A 12,020-nucleotide genomic window follows, 5' to 3' on the forward strand; every position below is an offset into this window, starting at 1 on the left:
GATGGAATCTTTGGCGATGCGACTCGTGCCGCAGTGGTTCAGTTTCAAAAGCAGAATGGCATTGCTACAGATGGCATCGTTGGTCCTCAAACTTGGCAAGCCCTTCGAGGTAGCAATACGCCAATTCAACTGACTGATGCAGCCATTCACTACAAGCCGTCGAACTACCCCTATCAAAAAGAGGCATTTGAATGGCTGCAATGGCAACTATCTAGATCAGTGCTAGAGGAATTTGCTCGTCGCTGGCGAAACCTGCGCTAACGCAGCAATCGCCAATCTCAAAGTTATTTAGCCCACGTTCAAATTGCTGACGCTGGGAATGCCCTAAATCATAAGGTTTTTCCCAGCTTTTGTTGCAAAGTTCCATGTTTGATACAGATTTATAAAAATGAACGACGATCGCAGCCACAGTTCCTTACTTGTACCACCTTCAATTCAAGATTTGATGCAAGGTGTGCTGAGTGCCAAGGTTGTGCTGGTGATGTACGGAGACTATCAAGACTCCAGAAGTGCGGACGTTTACAAGCTGATTCAAGTAATCAAACGAGAGCTTAGTGCTTCTTTGGGAGAGGATTATTTATGCTTTATCTTCCGTCATTTTCCGCAAATACAGATTCATCCTCATGCTCAACGGGTAGCCCAAGCCGCTGAAGCCGCCGCTGTCCAAGGACAGTTTTGGTCAATGCACGACACTTTATTTGCTCATCAGCAAAAGTTAGAGAACGGTTATCTTGTAGAGTACGCCAACAATTTAGGGCTTGATATTCCTCAGTTTCTCAAAGACTTGTCTAAACAAGTGCATATTAATCGTATCAATGAAGACATCGAAACCGGAATACACAGTGGAGTAACAACAGCCCCAGCCCTGTTTATCAATGGAAATCGATATATCGGACGCTGGAAGACGATAGAGCTGATGACTGCTATTGTTGCTGCAAGTCACTAAGTTCTATTCATAACTGGTCAACCATTAGTAATTGATGGCGAATATAGAGTGATTTAATCAAGCCTTATGAATGAGCGACTTGTAAAGTGCCCCCGACGAAGCTAGCTGACTTTAGCAAGCACGCCGTTGAAGCAATTCGATCTGAACTATTTCTATGTCACATTTACTAGTACAAAGCAGGAATAATTCTGAGCATGAAGGTACATCTCAGACTGATTCTCTTCATGACTCCTCGGTGAATCATGCCCTGATTGCGATCGCGCAAGAAGTTGCTAAGTTGTTGAAACAAGCTTATCCGGTACAAGTTGACGAAATGGATCGCGTCGAATTAATAGAGGAGAAGAGTTCTACCCAATGATCGAGCGCTGAGTTGGCAAGGTCTTTCTAATGAGAGAAGTATCGATCGTAGACATCGCCTACAAGTCGGTTTCTCCAGTCAAAGCTATCTGACCCAACAGCTTAAGCGCCTCATTGGAATGACTCCAAAACAGATTCGCTAACTTCCAGGCACTACATACACGCATAAGTCAAGGAGACAAAGATGAGGATCAACACAACCAAAGGAAAGCAGGGAATCGGAACGTAGAGCGAACTTTGGCATCTGCCGGTGCGGGTTGGGAGCATGTTGTCCACGTCAATTCTTACCATGTTGGCGGGTTGCCCCCTGAAGTTAACGATGTGATGGTCAGGCTATTTCGTCATTATATGCCCAACCATGCTCCTATTTGGACACAGGTAGGCGTCGCGGCTCTTGGACTTCCAACGATGCGGATTGAAATCCGTTTTACTGCAATTGTTCCGTGAGTTTTGCACAAGCGGCAACGGGGTGATTCGGCAGCTACGCTGAGGTGAAGGACGCGCCAACAGAGAAACCGCTCTCGCTCCGTGAAAGCATCCACTTAAATAAAGGAGAGATTCAGATGTCAGAGAACAATAAAGCAATTTTAGAAGCGGCAAACGCGGCGAACGCTGCAGGCAACTATGAAGGATTCTTGTCATTCTGCACCGACGACACGAAATGGACGTTCGTAGGGGACAAGACCCTTAACGGAAAAGAAGCTGTTCGCCAATATATGGCAGAGACATACATAGAGCCGCCAAAGTTTACGGTCGCCAACTTAATCGCTGAGGATGATTTTGTTACGGCACTCGGCGACATCACAATGAAGGACGCAGACGGGAAGGCGGCTCATTACTCGTACTGCGATGTCTGGCGCTTTCGCGGCGACAAGATTGTCGAATTAAAGGCTTTCGTCATCAAAGCCGAGGTTAAGGATGAAGCCAGCCAAGAAACTCTAGAAGTGAATCACCATGTCTAAAGGGTTTTCCCACTACTCACAATCGGTGCTGCTGATAATCCCCATATTCCTGGCGATCGCCTACAAGGTGTTCAAACGCGACGAGGCATCCGAACCCATTTCCCAAAGTGATCGGATTGGTCGTCGCTAATCTCGTCAGTTCGTTACTGAAGGTCAATATTGATTGAAACAGGAGAAACAGAATGATACTGCAAGATAAAGTGGCTTTAGTGACTGGTGGTACAACGGGTATTGGCAGAGCAACAGTGATCGCATTCGGTGCTGCTGGAGCAAAGGTAGTATTCTCAGGCAGACGCGATGTAGAAGGTGAAAAAACTGCCAAACTGATTCGTGAAACAGGCGCTGAATGCTTATACGTCCATTGAAACAAGTTCACTAACATCACAAGAATCTGACAAATCATTTAAGAATCTGAAAGCAGTCAAGCATTGGAACTCAAGACACTTTAGATAGATAGAACCAGGAGTATTTAATCATGGTCAAAGAGCAAACTGTAGACGGACAAGCAAATTTACAAGCAACTACCAATTTGACACCAGCCCAGGAGTCTTTGCAAGCACTTTGGGATGAGCATCTGCGACACGAGTTTGGCACTCACAACACTGAAGATGCCCTCGCCACGATGGTTGAGGATGCTTACGTCAACCACATTCCGGTAATGACTGGGGGAGTAGGGAAACCAGCACTGCGCGAGTTTTATTCCAAATACTTCATTCCACAAATACCGCCCGACATGGAGTTGATTCCGCTCTCGCGCACAATCGGGACCGATCGGCTCGTCGATGAAATGGTGGGTAAGTTCACTCATACGGTTCGGATGGACTGGATGCTACCCGGCATTGCTCCGACAGGGAAACGGGTTGAAGTGCCAGTGGTAGTGATTGTCCAGTTCCGTGACGGCAAGCTAGCCCATGAGCACCTCTACTGGGATCAGGCGAGTGTATTGATTCAACTTGGCTTGCTTGATCCTGGTACGCTGCCCGTTGTAGGGGTTGACAGTGCGCGCAAGGTACTTGATCCGAGCTTGCCCTCAAACGCACTGATCGATCATGCCAGCGATCTCGACTAAGTGTAGGAGCCAGCAAATATCAATGCCTAAACCCGCCATTTTGCAACCAGAATCGCAACTCGCCTGACCCAGCTACGTTCTATACCCGTGGTGAAAAAGGCTATCTGGATTATCCAGCCCTAGCAAAAGTTTAGAAACTTAGAAAACGAAATAACTCACATGAAAGTTTTGATTGTTCTTGCACACCCAGAGTCGAAAAGCTTTAACGGAGCAATGTTTCAGACAGCAATTGACACGTTCAAAGAATCTGGGCATGATGTTCAATATTCAGATCTCCATACCATGAGATTTGACCCTGCATCTGATCGCCGCAACTTTACGTCTGTCAAAGATCCTGACTACTTTAAGCAGCAACTTGAAGAGATGTATGCAATTGAAGTTGGAGGATTCATTCCAGAAATTGAAGCTGAGATCCAAAAACTGGAATGGTGCGATCTGATGATTTGGCAATTCCCTTTGTGGTGGTTCAGTGTCCCTGCAATTTTGAAGGGGTGGGTCGATCGCGTCTTTGTTATGGGGCGTGTTTACGGTAATGGACATATTTATGAAACGGGCAGATTTCGAGGTAAGCAAGCAATGCTCTCGTTGACCACAGGTAGCACAGAAGAGGACTATCTTGCAGGCGGTTATAACGGTGATATCCATGCTATTCTGCGCCCAATTCAGCGAGGGATGCTGCAATTCGTTGGTTTTGACGTTCTTGCTCCGCAGATTGTTTATGCCCCCGTTCGCCAAACAGATGCAGTTCGTCAACGTGTCTTGAATGATTTTTCGCAACGATTGCGAACCATTGAACGTGAGTTGCCGATCGCCGTAGGTCAGTATTGATCGGCATGGAACTGGTGGGACTGAATTTATGGGGCACGCAGCCAGGATCGTACTCATCCTGGTTGTAGGAGGCGCTTCTTATTGCTGGCTCCTACACGTATTGCTCATTGAGTTTTTGACAAAGTGACACAGCCATTCACAACAAGAGGTAACTATCATGATGCTGAAAGACAAGATTGCTTTGGTGACTGGCGGAACATCGGGCATCGGTCGAGCAACCGCGATCGCTTTCGGTGCTGCTGGAGCAAAGGTAGTATTCTCCGGTAGACGCGACGCAGAAGGAGAAAAAACTGCCAAACTGATTCGCGAAACAGGTGCTGAATGCTTATACGTTCATTCAGATGCCTCGAATGAGGAAGACATCAAAGCATTAGTGCAAAAGACCGTCGCAACCTACGGGCAACTCGACTGTGCCTTCAATAATGCAGGCGTTGAAGGCTCTTTTAAGCCTCTGCATGAACAATCAATTGAAGATTTTGACAACCTGATGGCAATCAATGTTCGGGGGCTGTTTTTGTGCATGAAGTACGAAATTCAGCAAATGCTGTCTCAAAGATCTGGTGTGATCGTGAACAATTCGTCAACGAGTGGTCTCGTTGCGTTTCCGGGGACTTCTTCTTACGTTGCCAGCAAACATGCAGTAATGGGGCTGACGCGAGCGGCGGCGCTGGACTATGCCAAGCAAGGCATCCGGGTTAATGCGGTGAATCCTGGAGTCACTGCAACTGAACTGCTCGATCGCGCCTCTAGGCAACTGGGTATCACAGCGGATGATTTAGACTCTTTGGTTCCAATGGGTCGGCTCGGTCAGGCAACGGAAATTGCTCAAGCGGTTGTGTTTCTCTGCTCTGATGCTGCCAGCTATATTACGGGGCAACCCTTAGTGATCGATGGTGGATTTACAGCAGGCTAAATCGCGATCTGCCTTGGCAGATATCTTTTTGCGATCGCAGTTCTGAATAGGTGGTTTCTAAGCAATTTGCTGGAATGACCTCGACACAGATTCACTATCGCTGAAAGAAACACCGTCAGAATCTGAAAGCAACTGAGTGTTGGAAGTCATCACACTCAGGTAAATGCAACTGGTTTCATAGCAAGAGGTAGAAATCATGATACTTGAAAATAAGGTGGCTTTAGGACAGGTACTTTTTGCCGGAGGATCGGGCTTCGTGGGGCGCACTGCCGTCAAGTGGTTCCGCGAGAGGCACCCCAGCATTCCAGTGCTCGTCGGAGGCCGGAACCTGCAATCGGCAGGTGAAGTCGCCCAGGAGGTGGGCGCTGCCGAAGCGGTTGCCATAGATCTCGATAAGCCCCACTTGGGTCTCGGTGATGATGTCTCGGTAGCTGCTGTGGTCATGTTGGCTCCCGAAACCGGACTCAAAGGACTGAACTACGCGCAGGACTTGGGCATCCCTTACCTGAACATCAACGTTGCCCTCACCGAAATCGGACCTGAGTTGGCGATGTTCGCGCATCGTGCGACCGCAGCACCCGTCGTGCTCGCCAGTCACTGGATGGCTGGTGCGGCTGTGTTTCTGGCACTCAACAGTGTCAAAGACTTCGAGGTCATCCAATCGATCCGGATCGGAGCAATCCTCGACGAGAATGATCCAGCAGGTCCAGCGTCGCTTGAAGATATGGAGCGGGTACACGGGGCTGCTCCCGCCGCAATGGTATTCGAGGGTGGGCGGCGCGTATGGCTGTCCGGCGACGCAGCAAAGGGCAAGATCGAATCAATTGACGGTCGCTCACTTGATGCCACCGCATTTTCCACGTTCGATCTCGCTAGCCTCCATGCTGCCACTGGGGCACCGAATGTACGTTTCGACCTAGTGACTGACGAATCATCCAGTCGCCACCGGGGCGGTGAGGCCGCGACCGAGATCGTCGTCGAAATTGAGGGCGAAGCCGATGGTCGAACGCAGCGTTCGCGATCAATGCTGGAGTTCAAGCATGGCGCAGCCTCACTAACGGGTCTGAGCGTCGTTCTTTCTCTCGTATCGGTATTGGGATTGAACGACCGCGCTCTTGCCCGCCCTGGTCTTTACCTACCCGAACTGCTCTCGGATACCGAATGGTTTTTGAATGAACTCCGCAGTGCGGGAGCGATTATCTACGAAGACTCTAAGTCAACTCTACAGTTTTAAGGTGGTGGAAAAATGGTTCAGTGCAAAGATTTTGCGCCTCGAATTACTGAATGGGGACTCTTTGGCGGAGCTTCCAATTATGAATCCTTCTCTGAGGTTGTGAGTGCTGTCAATCAGTGGATCGAAAGTACAACGATACAGGTGATCAATGTTGAAACTGTTGTTTTACCCGATTGGGTAGGAGGCACAAGTAATGGTGATTATGGAGTGACGGTCAGCAATAGTTGCCACCAGTGATGATTGGTCAGGGTATTACAATCAATTACTTTCAATGGGTGTATTTGTTACAGAAAAGGAGAAGAAAAAATGAAACGATTTACCTTGTTTACTTTCCTGTATCTGGCGCTCGGAGTTTGTCTGACGGCGATCGCGCTTGGATACCCAAACCTGCCTTCGGGTCTTCAAATCAGCCTGTTCGCCAGTGCAGGAGCGTCCTACCTTGTTTGTCTCTTCAGTACCTTCCCTTTTTGGCGGGAGGCGACGCTCCGCTTCTATCGCAGACGGAATTCAGCAATCCTTATACCCTGGTTGGGGATTGGAGTGAACATTATTGTGACGATCTGGGAGCTTCAGAGTCAGAACTGGACAATGAAAGCCATTTTACAAGCGTTTTCGCGGCTATTACCCGTCTTAATACTTGCAGAACTCATTGTGATTACGTGGCGAGTGAATTCTGAACATTAATGTTTCAATCGGACGATGCCGAAACGAACTCGTTCTTCACCATAAGAATCTGGAAGAAATCAAGCATTAGAACTTAGTACACTCCAGATCAACACGAGATTAATGCTGAGGTAAGCACAGGACTTCAGCCTCATGCCTTTCAAAGGTCAATACATTAGAACTTTTCAACACAGAAGAACTTTTCAACACAGAGGGATGAATATGAAAACTTGGATTTTGATGCTGCTAATTTTAGCAAGCGTGAGCTTGTTCGGGTGCGACGATAGCAAATCGAAAGAGCGATTGAATAGCACGATGAACAGTTGGATTGGTCGGGATATCAATGAGTTTGTTCGCAAATATGGTACACCCACGACGACACTCACGTTACCCAATGGGAACACAATCTATTCTTACAGAACGGATCGAGAACGGGCGTTTAAGCAGCCAATCCATGTGAATGAGTCTGAGAACCGTCGAGGCGATAAAACTACGCTGATTACCGGAGGCAACACGATTGTTGATCGTGATTTCTGTGAGATCGATGTCGAGTTCGATCGCTCCAGAGAGAGTCAATCCTGGCGCTATGACGGCGATTCTGCCAAACTTTGCAACATTAAAAGCCTGCCGAAAACGCTCCAGAAGCAACTACAAAAGGACGGCATTCTTCCCTAGAAGGAATTTAACAAAAATAAGTTGGACAGTCTTTATGGGATTTCTGTATGTCAAATAGCTTATTTGTATGGGCGCAGCCGCCTTGAGCAGATGCAAAGACTGTCCAAGTTATTACTACTAAGATGCGAAGCTACCACAAAAATGTAGTCAAACCATTTCAGACGATAAAGGAGAAAGCAATGTCATTCGCAAAAAGGATTCAAAAGATACCGATGCGCCGCGCCGCCCTTTTCGCGATCGCGCTCCTCTTTACCACCCATTTCGCCTCCGCCTGCTCGGAGTCTACAACAATGATACCTACTACAATCACCTATCCTGAAACCAAGCGAGTTGATGTCGTCGAGCAACACTTTGGGCAGGCGATCGCCGACCCCTATCGCTGGCTGGAAAACGATGTCCGCAACGACAGGTCAGTTGCCGCCTGGGTCGAATCACAGAACAAAGTTACCAACGCTTATCTCAATACGCTGCCCGGTCGAGATATCTTCAAGAACCGACTGAAACAGTTGTACAATTATGAGCGGTTCAGCATTCCGGTCAAAAAGGGGGGGCGGTATTTTTACCTCCATAATTCCGGACTTCAGAACCAGCAGGTTCTCTATGTCCGCGACAGCGTGGATAGCGCAGGGCGCGTGCTGATCGATCCCAACAGTTGGGCAGAGGACGGGGCGACTGCGCTTGCTGAATGGTCAGCTTCTAATGATGGCAAGCGCGTGGCTTATGCGGTGCAGGATGGCGGTACCGACTGGCGCACGATTCGGGTACTGGACGTGAACACGGGCAAGGTACTCGACGATCAGGTAAAATGGGCGAGATTCACCAGCATCGCATGGACGAAGGACGGATCTGGCTTTTTCTACGCCCGTTACCCGGAGCCGAAGCAGGGCACCGAATCGCAAGCGAGCGTAGCCAACCATGCCGTCTATTTTCATGCGATCGACACCCCCCAGGCGCAAGATCGGCTGGTCTATGCAACCCCAGATCAGCCGAATATGCTGCATACCTTGAGCATCACCGAAGACGGGCGTTACGTCGCGATCGCTTCCACGCCCGTTTCAATCGGCAACACACTGACCGTGGTGGATCTCCAGAGCGCCGACTGGAAACCCCGCAAGCTGGTCGATAATCTTGATAATTCATGGGTGGTCATCGGCAATGTGGAGACAAAGTTCTTCCTCATGACTAGCCAGGACGCGCCGCGCCTCAAGGTCGTGACGATGGACATCGCTGCCGACCCAGTGATCAAGGATGTGGTGCCGGAGCAGGATTCGGTTCTGCTCAATGCGTCGCTGGTTGCTGGACGGTTGCTGATCTCTTATCTGGCTGACGTGAAAACGCAAGTTCGACGCTACATGCTCGATGGCAAGGCTGATGGTGTGGTGAAGCTGCCCGGTATCGGCACCGCTGGCGGTTTTAAGGGCAAACAGGACGACTCAGAAACCTTCTTCGTCTTCACCAGCTTCAACACTCCGGGCGTAATCTATCGATATGATGTCGCCAGCAACACGGCGCGGGTGTGGGCACAACCCAAGGTAGCCATCGATCTCAACTCGATCGCGATCGAACAGCGGTTCTACACGTCGAAGGATGGCACCCGTGTCCCAATGTTTGTCATCCGACGCAAGGATGTGACCCGTCCGGCACCAACCCTGCTCTATGCCTATGGGGGATATGGAATTCCCCTGGTTCCCGCTTTCTCGCCGGAGCATTTGGGATGGGTCCAACAGGGCGGGGTGTACGCGGTTGCGAATATTCGCGGCGGCTCCGAATATGGCAAGGCATGGCACGAAGCGGGTCGTCGTCAGAACAAGCAGAACGTTTTCGACGATTTCATCGCAGCGAGCGAGTATCTGAAGGCGCAGGGAATCACGCCCCAAGACGGCTTGGCAATTCAGGGCGGATCGAATGGCGGACTCCTGATCGGCGCAGTGGTCAATCAGCGACCGGATTTGTTCGCCGCCGCGCTGCCCCAGGTTGGTGTTATGGACATGCTCCGATTCGACCAGTTTACGAGCGGAAAAACATGGGTCGACGAGTTTGGGTCTCCAGCACGGGAAGCAGATTTCCGGAACCTCTTGAACTATTCGCCGTATCACAACATCCAGTCCGGCAAGGACTATCCCGCAATCCTTGCCACCACTGCCGACACCGACAATCGCGTGGTGCCGAGTCATACCTTCAAATATGTCGCTGCGCTCCAGGCAGCGGAGATTGGTAATAAACCGCACCTTGCCCGCATTGAGACGCGGGCGGGACATGGAGCAGGCAAGCCCACCGACAAGATCATTGAGGAAACGGCGGATATGTGGGCTTTTGCGGCTCATTGGACAGGGCTGGATGTTGGGAATAGGAAATGATCGGAGCACGGCAGCAGAACACCCCGATAAACGGATATGAAGCAACGCAGGATATCAACATGCTGTATGAAAATAGATGTCACAAAAGCTCTCAGGAAGAGTTGCGCCAGTGACAGGCGCAACTTTAGGAATTGGTAGAGCAACAGCGATCGCGCTCGGTGCTGCTGGAGCAAAAGTCGTGTTCTCCGGTAGACGCGACGCAGAAGGTGAAAAAACTGCCAAACTGATTCGTGAAACGCTTATACCTCCATTGAAACAAGTTCACTAACATCACAAGAATCTGACAAATCATTTTAAGAATCTCGAAGCAGTCAAGCATTGGAACTCAAGACACTTTAGCATACATAGAACCAGGAGTATTTAATCATGGTCAAAGAGCAAACTGTAGACGGACAAGCAAATTTACAAGCAACTACCAATTTGACACCAGCCCAGGAGGCTTTGCAAGCACTTTGGGAAGAGCATTTACAGTACGAGTTTGGCACTCACAGTACTGAAGATGCCCTCGCTACGATGGTTGAAGATGCTTACGTTAACCACATCCCGGTAATGACTGGGGGAGTTGGGAAACCAGCACTGCGCGAGTTTTATTCCAAATACTTCATTCCACAGATGCCGCCCGCCGGACATGGAGTTGACCCGAATCTCGCGCACGATCGGGACAGATCGACTCGTGGATGAAATGGTGGCTAAGTTCACTCATACTGTTTGGATGGAATGGATATTACCCGGCGTTGTTCCCACCGGAAAACGGGTGGAAGTGCCAGTAGTAACGATCGTCCAGTTCCGTGATGGCAAACTAGCCCACGAACACATTTACTGGGATCAGGCAAGTGTATTGGTTCAAGTCGGCTTGCTCGATCCGGGTACACTTCCCGTCGTGGGCGTTGACAGTGCGCGTAAGGCTCTCGATCCCAACTTACCTTCAAACACACTAATCGAGCGCGACTAAGTGTAGGAGCCAGCAAACATCAATACCCAAACCCCCCACTTTGCAACCAGGATCGTTACTCATCCTGGTTATAGATCGAGGCGCTTCTTGTTGCTGGCTCCTACACGTATTGCTGCCCATTGAGTTTTTGACGCAAGTAACATAACCATTCACAACAAGAGGTAACTATCATGATGCTTAAAGACAAGGTTGCTTTAGTGACGGGAGGGACATCGGGCATTGGTAGAGCTACTGCGATCGCTTATGCCCAACAACAAGCAAAGGTGGTGGTGGTGGGTCGTCGAATGGATGAAGGTGAAGAAACTGTTCGATTGATCAAGGAAGCTGGCGGAGAGGCGATTTTTGTGCAAGCAGATGTCACAAAAGAAGCCGATGTTAAAGCAATGGTTGATAAAGCGGTTGGCGTTTTTGGTCGGTTAGATATTGCATTTAACAATGCAGGAACGTTCGGCGAAAATCCCTCATTGATTGAGCAAACAGAAGCGGAATACGATCGCACTATGAACGTCAATATCAAAGGCGTTTGGTTGTCGATGAAGTATGAAATAGCTCAGATGTTGAAACAGGGAAGTGGTTCAATCGTCAATATGGCATCTGCGGTTGGAGTCGTTGCACTTCCTAACATACTCCTCTACACCGCGAGTAAACATGCGGTAGTAGGCTTAACAAAAGCTGCTGCACTCCAATATGCCAAAGCGGGTATTCGCATTAATGGCGTTGCACCAGGGTCAATCCAAACAGATATGTTTGAAGCCGCTACAGATGAAGCCAAAGCTTACTTGGCAGGACTTCACCCGATCGGACGGGTTGGAACAGCTCTTGAAGTTGCAAATGCAGTCCTGTTTTTATCATCTGACATGGCATCGTTCGTAACAGGTGAAACATTGCTGGTAGATGGCGGGTATGTAGCGCAGTAGTCGATCGGCAGTGCGAAACATTACGACCAAGTAGCAATCAACACCCATATGAATCCCGCAGATGCAGACTGGGAGCGAGGAAACTTTTTTGGTGTGCTACAAGGCTGATATACTAAACGGTAACTACCTTACCAAATCGTGCTGACT

18 protein-coding genes and 1 pseudogene are annotated in these 12,020 nt (G+C 49.3%); all 19 read left to right on the forward strand.

Translation table 11 applies throughout. The features are described from left to right. On the forward strand, window positions 1-261 hold a 261-nt coding region (locus ACM03V_RS25995; protein WP_414623699.1), incomplete at its 5' end, for a peptidoglycan-binding domain-containing protein. Between the two features lie 127 nt (window positions 262-388). Further along, a complete protein-coding gene (locus tag ACM03V_RS26000) occupies window positions 389-946 on the forward strand; it encodes a DsbA family protein (RefSeq protein ID WP_414623700.1) in 558 nt (185 codons plus the stop codon). A 154-nt stretch (window positions 947-1,100) separates the two neighbouring features. Next, window positions 1,101-1,304 (forward strand): hypothetical protein, encoded by a 204-nt coding sequence (locus tag ACM03V_RS26005; RefSeq protein ID WP_414623701.1) that lies wholly within the window; start codon window positions 1,101-1,103, stop codon window positions 1,302-1,304. Between the two features lie 40 nt (window positions 1,305-1,344). Beyond that, on the forward strand, window positions 1,345-1,446 hold the full coding sequence (locus tag ACM03V_RS26010) for an AraC family transcriptional regulator (protein ID WP_414623734.1): 102 nt from the start codon (window positions 1,345-1,347) through the stop codon (window positions 1,444-1,446). A 22-nt stretch (window positions 1,447-1,468) separates the two neighbouring features. After that, window positions 1,469-1,750, forward strand: coding sequence for a Rid family hydrolase (locus ACM03V_RS26015; RefSeq protein WP_414623735.1), 282 nt, complete (start codon window positions 1,469-1,471; stop codon window positions 1,748-1,750). A gap of 44 nt (window positions 1,751-1,794) precedes the next feature. Further along, the gene (locus ACM03V_RS26020; protein WP_414623702.1) at window positions 1,795-2,265 is read left to right on the forward strand and encodes a nuclear transport factor 2 family protein; all 471 of its coding nucleotides are present in this window, start codon (window positions 1,795-1,797) and stop codon (window positions 2,263-2,265) included. A gap of 182 nt (window positions 2,266-2,447) precedes the next feature. Further along, window positions 2,448-2,624, forward strand: a pseudogene (locus ACM03V_RS26025) (SDR family NAD(P)-dependent oxidoreductase); the annotation flags it as partial. A gap of 116 nt (window positions 2,625-2,740) precedes the next feature. After that, a complete protein-coding gene (locus ACM03V_RS26030; protein ID WP_414623703.1) occupies window positions 2,741-3,334 on the forward strand; it encodes a nuclear transport factor 2 family protein in 594 nt (197 codons plus the stop codon). 159 nt (window positions 3,335-3,493) lie between these two features. Continuing rightward, entirely contained in the window at window positions 3,494-4,162 is a 669-nt protein-coding gene (locus tag ACM03V_RS26035) for an NAD(P)H-dependent oxidoreductase (protein ID WP_414623704.1), read from the forward strand. A 157-nt stretch (window positions 4,163-4,319) separates the two neighbouring features. Continuing rightward, on the forward strand, window positions 4,320-5,075 hold the full coding sequence (locus ACM03V_RS26040) for an SDR family oxidoreductase (protein WP_414623705.1): 756 nt from the start codon (window positions 4,320-4,322) through the stop codon (window positions 5,073-5,075). Window positions 5,076-5,271: 196 nt separating this feature from the next. Next, window positions 5,272-6,309: a hypothetical protein gene (locus ACM03V_RS26045; protein ID WP_414623706.1), complete on the forward strand. Its 1,038-nt coding sequence runs from the start codon at window positions 5,272-5,274 to the stop codon at window positions 6,307-6,309. A 12-nt stretch (window positions 6,310-6,321) separates the two neighbouring features. Beyond that, entirely contained in the window at window positions 6,322-6,546 is a 225-nt protein-coding gene (locus tag ACM03V_RS26050) for a hypothetical protein (RefSeq protein WP_414623707.1), read from the forward strand. A 69-nt stretch (window positions 6,547-6,615) separates the two neighbouring features. Then, on the forward strand, window positions 6,616-6,993 hold the full coding sequence (locus tag ACM03V_RS26055; protein ID WP_414623708.1) for a hypothetical protein: 378 nt from the start codon (window positions 6,616-6,618) through the stop codon (window positions 6,991-6,993). A 201-nt stretch (window positions 6,994-7,194) separates the two neighbouring features. Continuing rightward, complete coding sequence (locus ACM03V_RS26060) at window positions 7,195-7,647, forward strand: hypothetical protein (protein ID WP_414623709.1); 453 nt, start codon at window positions 7,195-7,197, stop codon at window positions 7,645-7,647. A 179-nt stretch (window positions 7,648-7,826) separates the two neighbouring features. Then, entirely contained in the window at window positions 7,827-10,004 is a 2,178-nt protein-coding gene (locus ACM03V_RS26065; RefSeq protein ID WP_414623710.1) for a prolyl oligopeptidase family serine peptidase, read from the forward strand. Window positions 10,005-10,080: 76 nt separating this feature from the next. Beyond that, window positions 10,081-10,272, forward strand: coding sequence for an SDR family NAD(P)-dependent oxidoreductase (locus tag ACM03V_RS26070; protein ID WP_414623711.1), 192 nt, complete (start codon window positions 10,081-10,083; stop codon window positions 10,270-10,272). Window positions 10,273-10,370: 98 nt separating this feature from the next. After that, window positions 10,371-10,685 (forward strand): hypothetical protein, encoded by a 315-nt coding sequence (locus ACM03V_RS26075; protein ID WP_414623712.1) that lies wholly within the window; start codon window positions 10,371-10,373, stop codon window positions 10,683-10,685. Next, window positions 10,678-10,956, forward strand: a complete 279-nt coding sequence (locus ACM03V_RS26080; RefSeq protein WP_414623713.1) for a hypothetical protein — start codon at window positions 10,678-10,680, stop codon at window positions 10,954-10,956. The genes ACM03V_RS26075 and ACM03V_RS26080 overlap by 8 nt, the downstream gene beginning before the upstream one ends. Before the next feature lie 170 nt (window positions 10,957-11,126). Beyond that, window positions 11,127-11,873 (forward strand): SDR family oxidoreductase, encoded by a 747-nt coding sequence (locus tag ACM03V_RS26085; RefSeq protein ID WP_414623714.1) that lies wholly within the window; start codon window positions 11,127-11,129, stop codon window positions 11,871-11,873. Window positions 11,874-12,020 lie beyond the last annotated feature (147 nt).

The sequence above is a fragment of the Calothrix sp. CCY 0018 genome, from assembly GCF_963920925.1.
Taxonomy (GTDB): Bacteria; Cyanobacteriota; Cyanobacteriia; order Cyanobacteriales; family Nostocaceae; genus Rivularia.